Source organism: bacterium, assembly GCA_035454885.1.
In the GTDB taxonomy this organism is placed as follows: domain Bacteria; phylum UBA10199; class UBA10199; order JACPAL01.
Genome location: DATIGE010000003.1, coordinates 109,532 through 127,500, shown reverse-complemented (window position 1 = coordinate 127,500; position 17,969 = coordinate 109,532). Strand labels below are relative to the sequence as shown.

At 60.7% G+C, this 17,969-nt stretch carries 9 protein-coding genes (1 of these 9 cut by a window edge); 4 read left to right on the top strand and 5 right to left on the bottom strand.

Annotation, left to right across the window (positions count from 1 at the left end):
- Together VLJ37_00615 and VLJ37_00610 are read right to left on the bottom strand one after the other, a co-directional pair.
- Positions 1-477: the 5' end (the start) of a long-chain fatty acid--CoA ligase gene (locus VLJ37_00615; GenBank protein HSA58175.1), read on the bottom strand. Its footprint begins 1,323 nt before the window's first position; the window shows 477 of its 1,800 coding nt (coding positions 1-477); its start codon is at positions 475-477; its stop codon lies off the left edge, out of view.
- Between the two features lie 7 nt (positions 478-484).
- Positions 485-913 (bottom strand): rhodanese-like domain-containing protein, encoded by a 429-nt coding sequence (locus VLJ37_00610; protein ID HSA58174.1) that lies wholly within the window; start codon positions 911-913, stop codon positions 485-487.
- A 343-nt stretch (positions 914-1,256) separates the two neighbouring features.
- Between VLJ37_00610 and VLJ37_00605 the strand changes: the two genes are divergently transcribed.
- The 3 genes from VLJ37_00605 (at position 1,257) to VLJ37_00595 (ending at position 12,158) form a co-directional block, all read left to right on the top strand.
- Positions 1,257-4,826, top strand: a complete 3,570-nt coding sequence (locus VLJ37_00605) for a hypothetical protein (protein HSA58173.1) — start codon at positions 1,257-1,259, stop codon at positions 4,824-4,826.
- 106 nt (positions 4,827-4,932) lie between these two features.
- The gene (locus VLJ37_00600; protein HSA58172.1) at positions 4,933-11,418 is read left to right on the top strand and encodes a carboxyl transferase domain-containing protein; all 6,486 of its coding nucleotides are present in this window, start codon (positions 4,933-4,935) and stop codon (positions 11,416-11,418) included.
- A 107-nt stretch (positions 11,419-11,525) separates the two neighbouring features.
- Positions 11,526-12,158 (top strand): hypothetical protein, encoded by a 633-nt coding sequence (locus tag VLJ37_00595; protein HSA58171.1) that lies wholly within the window; start codon positions 11,526-11,528, stop codon positions 12,156-12,158.
- Between the two features lie 9 nt (positions 12,159-12,167).
- On the opposite strand, the gene VLJ37_00590 is transcribed toward VLJ37_00595, so the two are convergent.
- On the bottom strand, positions 12,168-13,334 hold the full coding sequence (locus tag VLJ37_00590) for a thiolase family protein (protein ID HSA58170.1): 1,167 nt from the start codon (positions 13,332-13,334) through the stop codon (positions 12,168-12,170).
- A gap of 172 nt (positions 13,335-13,506) precedes the next feature.
- Positions 13,507-15,426: a 1-acyl-sn-glycerol-3-phosphate acyltransferase gene (locus VLJ37_00585; GenBank protein HSA58169.1), complete on the bottom strand. Its 1,920-nt coding sequence runs from the start codon at positions 15,424-15,426 to the stop codon at positions 13,507-13,509.
- Between the two features lie 59 nt (positions 15,427-15,485).
- Between VLJ37_00585 and mutL the strand changes: the two genes are divergently transcribed.
- A complete protein-coding gene (gene mutL, locus VLJ37_00580) occupies positions 15,486-17,189 on the top strand; it encodes a DNA mismatch repair endonuclease MutL (GenBank protein HSA58168.1) in 1,704 nt (567 codons plus the stop codon).
- Positions 17,190-17,210: 21 nt separating this feature from the next.
- Here the strand turns inward: mutL and VLJ37_00575 are convergent, their stop codons facing one another.
- Entirely contained in the window at positions 17,211-17,792 is a 582-nt protein-coding gene (locus tag VLJ37_00575; GenBank protein ID HSA58167.1) for a hypothetical protein, read from the bottom strand.
- Positions 17,793-17,969 lie beyond the last annotated feature (177 nt).

The following is a 17,969-nucleotide window of genomic DNA, read 5'->3' as shown; positions in this document are numbered from 1 at the left end:
CAGGGATGGTTGATCCTCCAGCTGCCGCTGGCCCGCTTCCCGAAGGGAGTCGATCCCCGATTCCGAATCGATTTCAAGTTCGACGCCAGCGCCCAATTTTCGCAAAGCCTCAAGACGTTGGGATGTCGAGAAGAGGGCCCTGACCTCGGCGTCCTTCAGGATCCTAAGCGCTTTCTCGGGGGTCTGTGTGTGATAAATGGGGACCGTCACGCCGCCCAGGATCTGAATGACCAAGTCGGACAAGACCCAGTTCCGGCAGGTTTCCATCCAAATGCCGACGCGGTCGCCTTTCGATACGCCCTTTTTCTGGAGTGCCGCTGCAATCGCCAGGATCTCGCCTCGGAGTTCGGAATACGTGGTCGTCCGCCAGCCCGATTCGCCCATCCATTTCATGGCGGGACGTCGGGCAAAGCGCAACGTCGCATCCAGGATCACATGCGCGTATGTGCTTCCCTGGGCGATAGACAGGTCTGTCATGTGGAATTTAGGGCGCTGCCTTGGCCCTTGCTACGAGAGTTTCGTAACCAACGCCGTCACCGTTGTCCGAGCTGACAGGAAGGCCCAAGTCCTTCCATCCCGGCTGATGTTCGTTTCCCCCGAAACCCCCATCGACGTTGAAAACCTTCTCGTAACCCAAAGAGTTCAGAATCTCGCTGGCCCTTTGCGAACGCCCCCCCATCTTGCAGCCCACCAACAAGGTCTTGTCCTTCGACAGGACGGCCTGGGCCACTTTTTGAAAATCCGGATTGGGCGTCATCTGCCCCCCCTGCATGTGGAGAAGAGGGATGTTGATAGCGCCCTTCGCATGGCCTTGCGTGAATTCGGGAATGGAACGGACGTCGACATAGATCGCGTTTGGATCGCTGTCCAAAAGGGACTTGGCTTGGTCCGGCGTCGTTTGCTGGATGGCCATATATTTTGTTTAGCGGGAAAGCCGGTTTTTGTGAAGGAAAAGTTTGACCGAAAAACGCCGCAACTTGGCCCCCACCTCGCCGAGACCCTCGCCGATGAGGAAGATTCTCATGGATCTCTTTTGGACCGCTCTGGCAGCCGCACTCTTGGGCCAGGTGGCGATCTTCGTGGTGTCACGATTGTCTCTTTCTGTTCCCCTCCGGCCCGATCAGCGGCCGGTTTTTCTTCTGGGTATCATCTTGTTTTCATTGGTTTTTCGCCTTCTGATCCACGTCCGCGAAGGATCCAAATAGCAGAGCGAAGCCACGCAACTTTTCCTCTGATGAGGGCGAAGAGGTTGCGTCATGAACCCCCTTGGCCCTCAGTCCAGTGCCATTCTGGCGAGCCTACTCTCCGGGCTCCAGACCATCGAGAGCGGTTTGGCCGCAGGGCAAGGCGCCGGCCCGCTGACGACGCAGCTGCAGGCGCTCCTTGAAAGCGCTCAGGAAAGTCCCGAGGTCGCCAGGCTCCTGGAGGGGGTCGCTCTTCCCCCGGAAGACGCGACGACGGAACGAGTCCTTCGAGGGTTGATCGGAGAAGTGCGCCGGCGGCTTCCCGAAGCGGCCTCCAGGCCATTTCAGATGCCCTTCGCGTTCGCGCCGCGCAGGCCGGCCCTTCCCCCGATCAACATCGCGGACAATGTCGTTCCTCTGGACCGGATCGCCGGGGACCAGCCCGAGCTTTACGGAGACAAGGCAAGCCGCCTGGCGCAAATGCGGGCCATGGACTTTCCGATCCCCCCCGCGGTTTCCTTAAGTTCGAACCTCGTGAGACGGATCATTTCCGATCCGTCGACGCGCCAGAACGTGGGCAACTCCTTGCCGGAAATCGTCTCCGCCTTGGAGGCGGAAACGGGACTCAAATTCGGGGATCGGTACAAGCCCCTGATCGTGTCCGTTCGCAGCGGCGGTCAGAGGGTGATGGAAGGACTTCTGCCGACGCTCCAGTTCGTCGGGCTCAATTCCAAGACCGTCAAGGGGCTCGGGCAGAGCTTTCATGACATGATCGGTGCCTATCGGCTCTATCTTCATTACGTCATTGAGTTCGGCGTGACGGTTCGAGGCGTGCCCCGGGAACTCTTCGGTTCCTTGGATCATCCGGTGACGGGGCGCAACAAGAAAAAGGACGTCATTGGCGAGTACAAACGCCGGATCAACGTCGCGCGGAGCGTCATCAGCCATCACAAGGGAGGGGGTTTTCCGGAGGACCCCTACGAACAGCTCCAAGCCGGGTTGGTCCGCATCGCCGAGGCATGGAACGAGCCTTCGGCGCGGCTTTACCGCGAACGATATCGCATTCCCGAGGATCCTCCGGCCGCCCTTCTGATCCAGAAGCAGATCTTCGGGAACCTCGGCAGAGAGTCGGCCGCCATCTGCGCCTACAGCCGCCATCCCAAGTGGGGCGTGGCCCGTACGCGGGAGCAGGGTGTCATCGGTATCGCCAAGCTGAACGCCAGCGGAGACGAGCTCATGACCGGTTCCGGTGATCAGCCGCAGCGCCTGGCGGATTTGATTTTCCGGATGCGGGGCATCGGAACCCCTTTGCAGGAGGCCCTGCGCGCGGCGGAACGGCATTTCAAGATACCGGTCAAGTTCGAGGCCATCGTCGAGAACGGCAAGCTTTGGATACTTCAGGTGAGTCCGTATCCCATGTGGCCGATCGCGATCCTTCGCAGCGCCGTCGACATGCGGGAGGAGGGGATCTTTAACCTCGACGAAGCCGTCGCGAAGGTGGACCAGAACGTCTGGAACTCCCTGGCTTCACCGCAGTTCGAGCCTCCTTCAAACGCCGACATCCTCTTGACCGGCCGGACCGAGATCGCCGGGGCGGTCCAGGGCCGTCTGATCTCGGATTATGATTCGATCCTCGCGGAGAAGCCCCGGAAGAATTATATTCTGATCACGGACGGCATCGAGCCGGCCCATTGGGAAAAAGTTTTCGAGCGTGTCTCCGGTATCGTGGTCTTGGGTGATCCTGGCGCTCATTTCTTTCACCGCGCCTCCCAGGCAGGCGTGGCGGTGATGTCCCGCGTGAAGGAGCTGGGCAAGGCGGCATTTCCCCAGCATAAACTGGAGTCCCTGGTGCGCCGCTCCGCGCGCGTCTGGCTGGACGCCACCGGCATGGAGGCCTACCTGACGGACAGGCCGCTTCAAGAAAGCTACGGGACAGTCGCCCGTTTCCTGAAGGGCGAGGTTAGCTACGAAGAGGTCATCGACATGGACAAGGACCGGAGCCGAGAGCAGATCGAGCAGATTCTGCGGTTTCGCAACATGGAAGAAGCCAAACGCCGCGAAGACGCGGCGCGCGCGCCCGCCGTGGTCGACGGGGTCATGCCGCGGGTGCTGGCCAGGGATTCCTGGGACGTCGAATTTCTTAAGGAAACGATCCTGAACAGCCGCTGGGGAAAGGAGACGAAGCCGCCGGCCGAACTGTTCATGCGCCACGACGGGTCGACGGACCCATCGCTCGCGGATTTCCATTACGAATACGAAGAAGAGCGAGTGGCCGAATTCGTTCGAAGGCTCTGGGAGGAGGACGCGCGAAGCCCGAAGCGGCTGGCCATGGCCCTAGCCGACACCGACGAACTCGAGCACGCCTTCGCGACGTCCCTCTTTGTCCGTCTCCCCGACGCGCAGAAAGCGGCCTTCTTGGATGAATTCGCCGTTGCGGCTCAAACGATGGGGCGGAAACCGGGCCGGGGAAGCGGGATTTATATTCTTTCAAGGATGGTTTCGCTTCTTTCGGATCGGTCCGAAGGGGCAGGCGTCTTGGGAGAGGTCTTACCCCAAACCGCGCAGTTTCTCCTGCGGGATGCCCATGCTTTTTTCCGTGTCTTCCGGAGTTATCCGCGGCCCGGATCCATGGAATGGAGGAGCAAGAACGAGGTTCAGGGCATTGCTCTCAAATACCATCTTCTCCGGGAAGAAACCGATGTCCTGCGATTTCTCCAGGCCGCGTTTGGCGAGGATTTTCCGGCGAAGGCGATGGACGACGAATCGATGGACCGGGAGATCCGCCTCTGGCTTGCCGGGTTGACGGGACACGAGGGGAGGGTGAGGGGCCTCCTGGATCAGGAGGAGGAACGGCGCCGGCCTCCGAAGTTCGATGAAGCGGGCTTCAAGAGGGGACTCCCAAGAGGGGATCTTGCTCAGGTCGTCGATTATTGCCTCCGTCATCTGGAGGGACCGCTTCCCATCCCTTCCCTCGAACTGGTCTTGGACGTCCCGGTCCGGCTGGAGTGGGGCAAGGCGGACTGGGACATCGACGAAGGCCAGTGGCATTACGATCTTGGGCCGAAGTCCCATGAGTTCATCCGGGCCTTCTACGAGGGGGCCAAGGATTTCGCCCGCGATCAGATGCTCGATACCTACTACGGAGGCCATGCCCCCGCCGTGGAGTTCTTTCTGTCGCTCGGGCCGGGGCAGAAGGCCGAGCTGATGGAAAGGATGGTCGCCGAGGCCCGGCGCCGCGACATGCGTCCGGGCTACGCGCCGGGCATCTTTCTTCTGGCGCGATTCGTCTCCGTCCTGGGCCCGGAGGGCGGCGACGCCCTGCAAGCCTTGAGCGCCGAGGCTTTTTCGTACGTCCTCCAGGACTACTTCGTCGTCGAGAGTTTGAGGAGTCGCGCCGTTTTGATTCCGAATCCGCACCCCCTCGTCGCGGAGGCCCTAGGGCGGTACATCGAAGGTCATCAGGTCGATTCTAATTACATACACAGCACCTACGGCCGATATCCCGGGCTCAATCCCCGCACGTGGATTCCCCTCCTGGCCTCGCTGGCGCCCGATAGGCTCCAAGAAGCCCTTTCCCAGCCCGACGTTCCTGAAGGCGTCCGGGTTTGGTTTGCCGAAATGATCCGGAAGCACCCCCGGTAAGGGGCCGATTCTATAGCCGCGCAACCAAGCAAAAAAGTTTCCTTTTGGAGAATTAAACACGCAACCGGGCGGAATCCCTTCCGAATAGCGCGGAAGCGAGGGAACTATGCCACCGATCCTCAGTTTGACGCCCCAGATCGCGCAGGGCTTGGGGCTCGCGACGACTCACTCCCTGACCGCCACTCCGCTCGCCATGAGTTTCGACGCGGAACTCGTTCAGGCCGCCGTCACTCCGCATTTGGCCGATCCCTTGATCGCCGACCGTCTGGGCCAAGAGCGCGTTCGGGTTCTCCGGTCGATGGTGGCCGGCGAGAGTCCGTTGGACGAGGCGGTGGTTCACCAGCATTTGAGCGCCCTCGTGGAGGTCCGGACGGCGATCGGCGCCGCGTCGGCCCCGGCCGTCAACCCGCGAGGGTCCGCCATGCTCCAGGCGGCGGACGGCAAATACTATCGCTTCGGCGAAGGACCGGGCGTCCGCAACGTCCAACGGGTCTTCATCCCCAATCGTGGCGTCGCGGCCATGTCGGCCATCCGTTACCTCCGGGCCATGGAAGAAAAGTACGGCGTCCGGTTCGAGATCGCGGTTCCGTACGTCGATGCGGACTTGCGCGAGCCCTGGATCCGCATGGCGGACATCCGCGTGCCCATTCCCCGCGACCCGGGCGACGGACCGATCTCCTGCTTCAAGCACCCAGATCAACGGAACAAGAAGGACATTCCGCGGATGATCAACGCGGCCAGGTCGGTGAACGCGGACGCGATCGTGCCCATGTGGGGATTTCGGTCGGAGGACGAGGACTTCGTACGGGCCGTCGAAGAGGCCGGCCTGCTGTTCGTGGGGCCGGGGTCGGCCGCCATGAAGGACATGGGGCACAAGAGGAACGCCCTGCTCGCGGCCCGTAAGGCGGGCCTCGACGTCGGAGAATTCAGCGAAATCCTCCAGAGCCTCGAGCAGGCCGGGGAAGAAGCACGAAAGTTGGGCTTTCCCGAAAAGCCGCTCATGCTCAAGGATGTCGGCGGAGGGGGCGGGACGGGGAACCGCAAGATCCGTACGTGGGAGGAACTCAAGACCCACGTGTCGAATTTTCTCAGGGACGGAAAGGAATGTTTCTTCGAGCACCTGCTCACGGGCGAACTGCGCCACATCGAGTTTCAGATCGTCGGCGACCGGCACGGGCATTCCGTGTGCTTCGGTTTCCGCGATTGCACCTGGCAGCGGCGCGATCAGAAGGTCTTCGAACTCACGGCGACCGAGGTATCCATCGCGCTCCTTTGGGAGCAGTACGAGAAGCTGAACGCGCTCACGCGCGCGATCGGTTATGTCGGCGCCGGAACCTACGAATTCATCGCCTTTCAAGACGCCCAAGGACAGTGGCGGCTCAAATTCATGGAGATGAACACCCGTCTCCAGGTCGAACACACGATCACAAACGTCGCCTACGAGGTGGATCTCTTCGAGGAGATGATGCTCGCTTCGATGGGATATCCGCTCCGCCGGCGCCAGGGCGACGTCGTCCAGAAGAACGTCGCCATCGAGGCCCGCATCCTGGCGGAGAACGCCCAATTCACGCCGCAGACGGGCCGGATCGCCGCCCTACGCGTCCCCAAGGGGCGACGGATCATCACGCACACGGCGGTGAGCGACGGGTCGGAGATCACGTCCCATTTCGATTCGATGATCGACCAGGCGGTGAGTTGGGAGGTGATGCCGCCCTTCACGCCGGGCGACGTCGATGCCTATCTGGCCTCCATGAGGGCGGCGTACGAAGGCGCCCGCGTCCACATGAGGCGGGCCCTGGGCGAGTACCGGGTGACCGGGCTTCAGACCAACGTGCCGCTTCTCATGAGGGTCTTGGACACCGACGAGTTTAGGTCCAATCGGCTTCATTTGGGGACCTTGACGGACAAATTCGGTGCCGGGGCCGAAAACGCGGGCGCCCCGACGACGATCGAGGTTGGCAATGCTCTGATCGCCGCCGCGGCGACCCTCTACAAGGACGAGGCGCGGAACGTCCTGGCGGACCTCTACGACAACCGGGCGACGGCCATCTCCGCGAGCAAGATTCCGGACCCGCTGCCGAGGGTTTACAAGCTGAAGCACGAAGACCGGGTCTATGACGTCGTCGTCTCCCGCGTCGGCCTGAACGCGCTCAACGTGAGCATCAACGGGGTCCCCCGGTCGATCGAAAGCAGCTACATCGGCAACAATCACCTGATCACCTTTGACAACCAGGTGGTGAACACAGACGTCTCCCCCACGGAGACGGGCGTGACGGTCCAGATCGGAGGAAAGAATATCCGGATCGAGCAGGTGATCGAGGAGGTTTCCTCCGGTGCGCGGGCCGTCAAGACGCCCATGCCCGGCAAGTTGCTGTTCGTCGTTCCGGAAGGGACCCTGGTCCACAAGGGCCAAAAGGTGGCCGTCGTCGAGGCCATGAAGATGGAGAACGAGATCCAGGCCGAAACGGCAGGCCGGGTGACGAAGGTGGCCGTGGAGGCGGGCGACAACGTGGCGCAGGACGACAGCTTGATGACGATCGTCCCCGAAGGCGCCGCCCAGGCCGAGGCCAAGAAGGGCGAGGAGGGGGTCGATTTCCAGTTGCCGGAGCAGGCCTCCGAGTGGCTTCGGATCGCGGGGGCCAATGGAAACGGCATCGAGGAGGCCGCGGAGCGTTTCCGGTCGAACTTCGACAGCAACATTCCCGTCGCGATGCAGTTTTTCAAGGCCTTCTTCCTCGGGTACGACGTGGTGCCCGCCCACGCCGACCGGATGATGCAGGTCCTCAGCGAGGTGTTAAGCGAGCACTCCATCCGTCCGAAGATGATCGCCGAGTACCTGGATTCCTTCATGAACATTTATTTGCAGATGAGACGCCTGACCCAGGGAGGGCTCAAACGCGAGCTCTTGCGCCTCTGGCACAGCCTCGGGGCGTGGACCAGCTTCGAACCGACCGCCGAATTCGCGCGGATCGTGGTCGACCTGTTTCGAGAATACGGGATCTCCGTCGAGATGAAGATGGCGAAGGATGGCGAGCTCGATGCCATCGAGACGTTGAGTGCAACGCTGAAGGCCCATCCGGGAGCGACTCGTAAGGCCCTCCTGCAGGTTCAGGAGGCGATTACCTGGGGGCTCGCCGACCGCCAGAAGCATCTGACCCCCTGGGTCCGGTTGGCGGCCGTCTGGGGCGACCGTTCCCTGTCCGGCCGTTTGCAGGAGGTTTGGAAAAACGAGCCCTGGAACTCGCCGCTCAAACACGCGGCCATGGTCTCGCTCAATCAGTTGGATCTGGCGGGTTACCAGAAGCTCGTGCCGCCCCCGGTCGACAACGCCTATGCGGAGTCTTATGAAAGGATCACCAAGGCGCCGCTCGCGAGTTTTCAACCCGATCAGATCGAGGCGATGCGCGCCTCCTTGAAGGCCCCCTTCGACGACAACCCCTTCCGCGACTTGCCGCGCTCCCACGTCGATACCGGAGATCTTAAGCGTCACTACGTCAATTTCAACATCCGGAGGCTCCCGACCTTCGGGAACAACACGGCGGCCTTCGAGCTTGTCTCCAAGGATCCGGAGAAGAAGAACGACCGCCGGATCCTGGCGGTCTCCTGGGTGAACCAGGAGATCCGGTTCAACTACAATGAGAGGGGGGAGATCGACGAGGCCCCGGTTGTCGAGCGTGCCTACATCGACTCCATCCGCGTGATCGCGGCCTACAAGGCCCTCGAGGACCCGAAGGACGCCAAGACGCATCATCACGCCAACCGTCCGGTCGTATTCGCCATCGGGCAGAATTTGCCTTGGAACGAGGAAGACACGCCGCGATCCTTCAGTCCACGCACGGCCCTCAAGGTGGCGGAGAATATCTACCGCTTCGGAGACAATTTCTCGGCCTTCAGCACGCGGATCTTCGTCGATTTGATCCTCAACGGCATCATCCAGCGCAAGATCCTCCGTTTCTATCTGGAGGACGGACATCTTCTTCTCAAGCTGACCGACCCGTCCGAGGACGTCGCGGAACCGAGGACCGATCTGGAACTCAAGTCCATGCAGCAGCGGGCGCGCGGGAAGCTTCTGGCGGAGGAGAGGCTGAATCTCCTCTACGGCCCCGGGAATTGGGAGGAGTCCCGTCTCGAAGCGGAGGGATGGGACCAACCCGGCGAGAACAGCGCGATCCGCCTGGCGATGGGGGTCCGAAAGGGGAGACGTGTATTTTCGATGGCGGGCGATTTCCGCGTCGACGGGGGAACCGTCGACCGCGCGGTCGGCGAAAAGATGGCCTGGATCACGCGACGCGCCCGAGAGGCGCGGGGCGCCCTGGTCAAGATCTGGGATTCGGGCGGGGCGCGGGTTCAGTCGGGCATCGCCGGCCTGGACGGGGCCGGCTCCGAGATGCGCGACACGACGATGAGCCGCCACTGGATTCCGATCGTCAACATGATCCTCGGCCCCTGCGCGGGGATGGCCGCCTACACGCCATCCGTCAGCGAAGGGCCCGTCGTCTTCGTGCGGGGCATCAAGCCGCGGGAAAGCATCGGGAACATGTTCCTCACCGGCGCCGACATCGTGAGAGAAGTGAAAGGCCTCGAAGTGACCAACTCCGATCTTGGAGGCGCGGATCCGCACATGAAGGATACGGGCGTGGGCGACGTCGCCTTCGACACCGAGGAACAGGCCTTCCAATGGACCGGCGCCTATCTCGACTTCCTGGCCGGGGACGATTTCGATCCCCCGGCCGTGGCTGCGTACGACGTCGGTGAAAACGATCATACACGCCAAGCCCTGAGGGACCGGGTCGACGGGGGGAAGCTGATCGAGCTCAAGCCCGAATTCGGCAGCGTGATCACCGCCCTGGGGCGGATCAACGGGCGGAACGTGGGCATCATCAGCAACTACGCCGACAACTGGGAGGAGATGAGCTACAAGTCCCTCCGCAAGATGTCCGACTTCATGCGCCTCTGCCGGAATCTGGGCATCCCCGTTGTCAAGGACCAGCGCTCGCCGTGGCTGTACGGAGACCGGATGCAGGACGACAAGCTCGCGCGGTGGAGCGACAAGGTCGACCGTCTGTCGCACGAGGTCCGGACGTCGGGCCGCGCACTCCAGTATTCGATCCTTTACCCCGGCCGCCGTGAATTCGACGAAGGGCACGCCAACGCATCCTCGGACGTCGTCATCGCCGTCCTCGGAGAGGGGCACGACCCCAAGGTGGCGAACAAGGTGCGCGGCTACGCGGATTTCGTCGTGGGGACCGAAGAGGAGGCCTTTCAGACCGTGGGCCTTCTGGAAACGGTCTTTGGGTCTCCGGAACGGCCGACGGAAGACAGGTCCGATCGGAAGTCGGGGGACATTTTCAATTGGGTCCTGCCCAGCCGTTCGGAGGAGCCCTTCGACATGCGGAAGATCATCCAGGGCGGGGAGGAGTTCCAGGTCACGAAGTATACGACGCCCAGCCAGATCGACGATCTCTTCGTGAGAATGACGGGCTTCCCGGTGCCTCGCCAGCCCAACGGCGAACTGGACTTCACCGTGCACGATTCCCGGAGGGAGGCCGAGCAGAAGGACGAATGGAACTCGATGACGGCGCAAAATGCCGACCGCCCCTGCGAATTCCGTGCCTATGTGACCGAAGAGGGAAAGCTCGCCGTGCAATTCCGGATGAGCGGACGGCGCCTCGAAGGCGTCTTCGACGTCGGAGCGAGTTTCGTCGAATATAAGTCGGACTTCGCGGGGAACGCCCTCGTGGGTTGGACATACTTGAACGGTGGGCTTCGGGGTGTGGTCGCCAATCAACCGTTGGTCCGCGCCGGCGTGGCGGACAAGGACAGCTCCGAAAAGGTCGAGCAGTTCAAGCGGCTCTGCGCGAAGCTCGGGATCAAACTTGTGAACTTGGTCATCATGCCGGGGTTCGAGCCGGGCGACGAGGAGATCATCGACATCGGCGGGCAGCTCCTCATCTCGGAAGTGGAGTATCCGGAGGCCGAGGCGACGCTGACCGTCGAAAAGAACACGGGCGGGGGCTACATCGAGCGGTCCTCCAAGAACATCCGCGGTTTCGTCGTCTCCTACAACGGCCAGGAGAGATTCATCCCCTTCAACTACAACGCGGCCCTGCCAAGCGCCCTCATCATGGTCATGGGCGCCAAGGGGGCCGTGAAGATCGTGAAGGAGTACAAGACGGCGATCGCGAAGGCGCCCAAGGAGGAAAAGGCGCAGGTTCAAAAGGAGATCGAACGGCGTTTTATCGAGGAGGTCGCGAATCCCCGCGTGGCCCTGGCGGAGGGATCCATCGACGAGATCGTTTCCTTCGACGACGCCCGGGCGCATCTCATCGCCGGCATCCAGGAGTCGGACCGGAGGATCCGCCAGGCCCGCGATTACCAGGCCTTGGAGCGCGCCGTGGGCGAGATTCCCGGAATCGTCGCCCGCGTCGGTGGGGATGGTTTGGCCTCGCAAGTGCAAGGTCTCTTGCGCGGCGCGTTATTGATGCATCTGCGATCCCTGGGATTGGCTGTTGAGGAGGCGGAACTTGCCCTGCTTCAGGGATTTTTGAAATCACAGGAACCCCCTGAACCCGAAGACCCAAAAAGCGGATAAAATGACCATATAATGTCATTTTTTCTGTTCAATTCCGTTCACTTTGTGTAGCATCCCCGCAACATTTCCATTTTTTTGACGATAGGCCACTCGAACAGGGAGGAAGAATGCCGCTAACGATCATCCCGATAGCGCCGTCGGTGGTCCGCCCCATGTGGTTCCCCCGTGGAGACCTGTCGCTTCCTTCGATTCCCGCCGTGGGTCTGAGCGACAGCGGTTTCTTGAGAACGAGTCTGCCGCCGCCTTGGGAGGGTGGCGACACGCTGCGCCACCCGCTCTGGATCACGCGCAATTCGCAATATCCCCAGGCGATCGTCGAGGGATCCATGCCGGCGGAGGTGCCTTCGCCTTATCGCGGCATGTCCGCCGAGTGGGCCGCCACCGTCAGCCAATTGGTTTATGCGGGGTTGGCTGAGATCTCAGACGGAACGGCGACATTGACCGATTTCCTGCGCGTCCGGGCGCGCTCCGTGAAATCAAGAACGATCAGCCGCCTCGAAGAATTGGAATGGATCCTTTCGGTTCACCACAATGATTCGCGCATCAGTTCCGGGGTGATCGAACCGATTCCTTACGAAGAATTGATTGGTCCCACGAAACTTCTGTCCGCGTCCATCCAGGCGGGGGAAGCTTCCGAAGAAGAGAAAAAACTGCATACACGCATGGTGCGCGCCTTGATCCGCCGCACTCATGACTCGATCGCGGCCCTGCGGGGTTCCGATCATCCGGAATATAGCTAGGTCTCGGGACTAAAGCCTTTCAATGATCGCCGCCGGCGCCATGCCGTGGCCCGTGCAGAGCGTCACCAATCCGTATTTCTTGTCAGTACGCTCCAGTTCATCCAGGATCGTTCCCACTAACATGGCCCCCGTTGCGCCGATGGGATGGCCCAGGGCGATCGCCCCGCCGTTGACGTTCAATTTGTTCCAATCGGCTCCCTCGTTCTTGAGGTCATGGAGCCACGCCAGGGGAACGGGCGCGAAGGCCTCGTTCACTTCGTAAAGATCGATTTTCTTGAGGGGGATATTCGCCTTGGCGCAGATCTTTCGTGTGACGGGAATCGGGGCGAGCAGCATGATGACGGGATCGTCGCCGATCTGGGCCGTGGCAATGATCCGCCCCCGGGGCTTGAGGCCGGTCTTTTCCAGACCCTTCCTTGACGCTATGAGGACCGCGCCGGCCCCATCCACGATCCCCGAGGAATTGCCCGCGTGAATGACGCCGTCGGTCTTGAAAACGGGCTTCAAGGCGGCGAGTTTGTCGGCGGTCGTTCCGGGCCTTAAGTGCTCGTCTTTATCCACGACGGCCGTTCCCCCGTCCGCCGTCCTGACCGGGACGGGAATCACGCCTTTCGCGAACCGCTTTTCCTCCCAGGCCCGGGCCGCCCGGGTCTGCGATTCGGCCGCGAATTCGTCCAACTGGCGGCGAGTGAACCCGTAGCGTTCGGCGATCATTTCCGCGGAAATCCCCTGGGGGACGAGGTCGGGGAAGCGCCTGCCGAAGGAAGATTCCCCGACGTCGAAGTCGATTGCCATCGGCACGCGGGTCATGTGCTCGACACCTCCGGCGATCATGAGGTCCTCTTGTCCCGACATGACGGCATGCGCCGCGGCATTCACGGCCGTGAGGCCCGAGCCGCAGAAACGATTGACCGTATAGCCCGCGACTTCGAGCGGAAGGCCCGCGCCCAAGACGGCCTCGCGGGCGATGACGTTGTCCTGCTCGCCGCGCTGGCTCACGCAGCCGTAGATGACTTCGCCGATGAGATTCGGATCGAGCTTGTTGCGCTCCACGAGCGCTTTCAAAGGCGCGACGGCCAGGTCGATGGCGTGCGTCTGGGCAAAGGCACCGTTCCGTTTTCCGCGCGGGGTCCGGACGGCGTCGATGATGAAGGCCTCGTGGGTCGAATTGGTCATGAAGTTATCCTCTTTTCTTGTGGAAAAAATGTTGAAACACGAACAGCAATGAAAATATTTCCAAACCTTTTCAGATAATTGCCTTGGATTGCCTTCATATTAGGCATCCTGGAAACGGCAGTTATCCACATCTGTGCGGGAGATGTGAATATACATATATGGTCACGTAGGGTCATTGAAGAAACCGCTTAATATTATTCATGAAATTCTCGTCGCGCCCCGCTTGTTGATAGAATGTCCTTTTTCTCCGTCCCCATCCTTCGACCTCCTCCTTGAAGAGTCCGAGGTCGCGAAAGGAGGAGAGGGCGTGATGCAACGTGAACTTGTTGATCGCTTCGGGACGGTCGATCTCCTCCTTCAAATAGAGGATGCGTCCCCGCTCCTGGAGGAATCGGAGCAGCTCTTTTTGTTCCCAGCGCCGCGTGCCCAGATGGGGGAGGGTCCGCCACACGATCCCGTACGCCTCGATAAAATTCCGGATCGGAGAGGCCAGCGTCTCGAGGGCGTCGCGCGCCTCGGGGATGGCCGCGAGGTCCGGTCCTTCGACGCGGACCATGCCGCGGGGAACCAGGTAGTCCAGGAGCCGATCCACGTGGGCGGCCACGGGCTGGCGGCGGCTGAACGTGAACTCGTACTGAAAAAGCTCCCTGAGAAAGAGGAAGTCCTCTTCGGCCCGGGCGCGGGAGATCCGCCCGTTCGGCGCCGCGGACAGGACTGCGGCCAGCACGCCTAGGGAGACGAAAAAGTGGACGGACGTGTTCTTGTAGTAGTCGAGGAGGGCGCGCTTGTCCTCGACGACGCGGTAGAGCGGTTCCTCGAAGTCGTAGAATTCTTGGACGAGATGGCTCCGGATGTAGCCGCGCAGGGACTCCCGGATCGCGAGGGACTGATACTTTTGGAGGGGCTCGGACAGGCGGCTCTCCTTGAATTTCAGATAATCCAGATAGCGATCCACGGAGGCATGGAGCGTTTTGGCGGCGATGGCCCTTCGGGGCTGCGTGAGCAGGACCGTTGCGGTGAGGGCCGCCGGAGTCACCACGGCGGATTTGTTGATGCCATAAGTGATCTCATAGGCCAACTCTCGGATTTTTTCCCTGTCCGATGCAGTTGCACCGGCGGCCGTCATGTAATCTTTGAGCGAAATCACGTCTCCGAAGCGGATGTAGACCTTTCCCTGGCGCCGGCGCAGGTATTTCCGGAGACGGAGGAGATCCCAAAAACCTTCCTCCTTCTTGACCGCCCCGGCCTGTTCCTCCAGGTAGCTCTTGTCCTCCAAGACCGATTCGTAGGTGAAGGACGTCGGAACGATCATCACGTCGTCGGCCGCCCCGCGTTCAAAGGCATGAACGACGCTCGAGAGAATCCCCATGCGCGGCGGGATCAACTTGCCGGTCCGGCTCCGCGTGCCTTCGATGAAGAACTCCAGGCACGACTTTTCTCGGATGAGCTCCTCAATGTAAGCCTGAACGGCCGCGGCGTAAAGTTTGTTGCCCTCGTAAGAGCGGCGGATGAAGAAGGCGCCGGATTTCCGGAAGAGCGAGCCCAAGGGCCAGAAGGAAAGGTTCGAACCAGCGCAGATGTAGGGGACGGGGATTTGGCGGTCGTGTAGGACGTAGGAGAGGATGAGGTAGTCCATGTGGCTCCGGTGGTTCGGAACGAAGACCACCGGGCGCTGGCCCACGAGGGGGCGGATCGTCTCGAGGGCGGCGTGGTCGATGTCCAATCCCTCGTAGATCGTCTCGAACACCCACGTCAGCAGGAAGTCCCAAAAGGCGATGAAGATGTAGTTCAAGTCGGAAGCGATTTCCCTCAGGGATTCCCGGAACGTTTGCTCGACGTGATCGATCGGCATCCCGCACTCGCGGGCGAAATCCTGCAGAAAGTCCTGATGATGGGGATGTTCCAGGATGCGGGCGATCATCTCGCGCCGGCCTTTGGGGAGGACGGAGGGCACAAAGCGGGACTTTCGGCGGATGTAGTTCTTCAGGGCCGAGATGAAGCCCTTGAGCAGGGCGCGGAACGACGCGAAACTGCGCTGGAAAAAATCGAGGACTTTCTGTTCGATCGCCGGATAATCCAACTTTTGGGGCATCAGATTAACCTAGCCGGAACTTCGTTGAGTTGCAAGGAGGGCTCTGCTACGGCACGGTCATGCCCCGCATCCGCCGACTCCCTGAGGAACTCATCTCCAAGATCGCCGCCGGCGAGGTCATCGAGCGGCCGTTCTCCGTCGTCAAGGAGCTGGTCGAGAACTCGATTGACGCCGGCGCGGCCCGGATCGAGGTCGACGTGGAGGAGGGCGGCCGGAAGCGGATCACGATCCTGGATGACGGCTGCGGGATGACGGAGGAGGAGGCGTTTTTGGCCCTCGAGCGTCACGCCACGAGCAAGCTCCCCAGCGACGAGGCCCTCTTCAGCATCCGGACCTTGGGGTTCAGGGGCGAGGCGGTGCCGTCGATCGCGGCGGTCTCGTTCCTGACGTTGGAAACGCGCCCGCCGGAGGCCACCGAGGGAACCCGGATCGAGGTCGAGGGCGGGAAGGTCGTCAAGAAGATCGCCTCCTCTCTCTCCCGCGGGACCCGCCTCTCGATCCAGAACCTCTTTTTCAACACCCCGGCGCGGCTCAAATTCCTCAAGTCGAAAGAGACGGAGTTCTCCCACATCGCGTCTTGGATCGAGTCGATCGCCCTCTCAAGGCCCGACATCGGCTTCGTCCTCCGGCACAACGGCAAGACCGAGCTCCTGGCGCGCCCCCAGGCGGAGGTTCGCGAGCGCATCCGGGAGATCTTGGGCGTCGAAATCGCGGAGTTCCTCCATCCCGTCGCGGGGCATCGAGGGCAACTCAAGCTCTCGGGTTTCGTCGCCGACCACCGGGCATCGGGCACTTCGGCCAAGTCGCTCTTCCTCTTCGTCAATGGACGCATCGTTCGCGACCGAACCCTCCAGCACGCGGTCCTCGCCGCCTACGAGAACCTGATAATGAAACACCGGTACCCGTGGGCGGTGCTATATCTCCATGTCCCTCCGGAGTTTGTGGACGTGAACGTGCACCCGACCAAGAGCGAGGTACGGTTTGCGAATGGGAGCCTTGTGCATGAGCTGGTGAGGGAGACGGTTCGGGGGGCTTTGAAGGTTGAGCAGCGAGAGGAGGTTTCAAGTTCGACGTTTCAAGTTTCAAGTCGGACTGAGCTTGCTCCCAGCGCTCCTCAATCTGAAAACTGGGACCTCAAACCCGAAGCTTTGGTCCGCGATCAACCCATCCAAACCCTTCTAACCCGTGACTTCCGGGTCGTTGGTCAAGTGGGTGGAACCTATTTGTTGTGCGAAACTGAGGATAAACTCATCCTGATCGACCAACACGCCGCCCACGAGCGCATCGGCTTCGAGAAGCTCCATGCCCAGTACGAAAACGGCGGAATCGAAAAACAGCACCTCCTGATCCCCCAAAACTTCGATCTCAGGCCGTCCCAAGGGGAGATCCTGAAAAAATACTTGGACGACCTGGCGAACGTGGGTCTGGAGATTGAGTTCTTCGGCGGCAATACGTTCATCTTGAGGACGATTCCGACGCTCTTGGAAGGCTCCGACGTCGTCTCCTTGATCGAGGAGCTGATCGAGAGCCTGGAGTCAGTGGGCAAGCTCACGCCCTTGGAGGAGAAGATCCACGAGGTCTTGGAGAGGATGGCCTGCCACGCCCAGGTGAGGGCGGGGCAGAGGCTGACGAACGAGGAGATCGAGGCCCTGATCGGAGAAATGGGAAAAACCCGTTTTGCCGGCCAATGTCCCCACGGCCGCCCCTCCGTTCTGGAAGTGCCTTTCAACGAGATTGAAAAGTGGTTCAAGAGACGAATTTAGTACTTAACCGACGGGGCTCTGTTACTTGTATTTCACCGAAACCATTTGGACGCCGGATCTTCCAAGCTGGTAGGGTTTAGAAAGAGGAGGCGGTGGCGATTCTCCTGGAACGGGCATGGGGGACGCTGCAGCAAGTCGCCCGTCGATGTCCGAGATCCATACGACAAAAGAATTTGTTTCAGATTTTACGGCGCTGAAACTCGATTGTTCGGACGTATCCTTTGATTTTAGGACAAAAGAACCGACCTCGTTGGCGCTATCGCTACCCACTTTCATTTCGTACAATGTAATTTCCGATTCGAGTTCGTCATTGATTTCCATGCCCGCCCGTCGGTAAGCCACGACGCCCGTCAAGGTGGAGCCCATGGGAAGATCGACTAAGCATGCATGGGCCTGAACCTCGGTCGTTCCGACAGGGACGGTGACTAGCCTGCAGGTGATGGTTGGAATATTGATGGATTTAGGGAGTAGATAAGGCCTTGCTCCGGCGAACACCTTGCCAACGCTTGAACCAACACTGACGTCGGGATTTTCGGCGAAAGAAGCCCACGGCGTGAAAGCCAGAATAATGATGATTACAACGAAGAGTCTTTTTTTGTACATTAGGATTCCCCCTCGTCCCGTACTGATTGCAAGGCCAGTGCCAGTCATAGGGATGCTAATGTATGGGACAGGTATGAGTGATTTCAGGGGGTTGAATCCAAACTCAGGATCACGAGCATTATCAATTTGATAACAATTCTCAGAATGAGAATTCTTTACAAAAAAGAGGTCCGACAT

Coding starts and splice junctions, on each gene's coding strand:
- VLJ37_00600 (HSA58172.1), top strand. CDS start 4,933: ATGCCACCGATCCTCAGTTTGACGCCCCAGATCGCGCAGGGCTTGGGG.
- mutL (HSA58168.1), top strand. CDS start 15,486: ATGCCCCGCATCCGCCGACTCCCTGAGGAACTCATCTCCAAGATCGCC.
- VLJ37_00585 (HSA58169.1), bottom strand. CDS start 15,426: ATGCCCCAAAAGTTGGATTATCCGGCGATCGAACAGAAAGTCCTCGAT.
- VLJ37_00595 (HSA58171.1), top strand. CDS start 11,526: ATGCCGCTAACGATCATCCCGATAGCGCCGTCGGTGGTCCGCCCCATG.
- VLJ37_00610 (HSA58174.1), bottom strand. CDS start 913: ATGGCCATCCAGCAAACGACGCCGGACCAAGCCAAGTCCCTTTTGGAC.
- VLJ37_00605 (HSA58173.1), top strand. CDS start 1,257: ATGAACCCCCTTGGCCCTCAGTCCAGTGCCATTCTGGCGAGCCTACTC.
- VLJ37_00590 (HSA58170.1), bottom strand. CDS start 13,334: ATGACCAATTCGACCCACGAGGCCTTCATCATCGACGCCGTCCGGACC.
- VLJ37_00575 (HSA58167.1), bottom strand. CDS start 17,792: ATGTACAAAAAAAGACTCTTCGTTGTAATCATCATTATTCTGGCTTTC.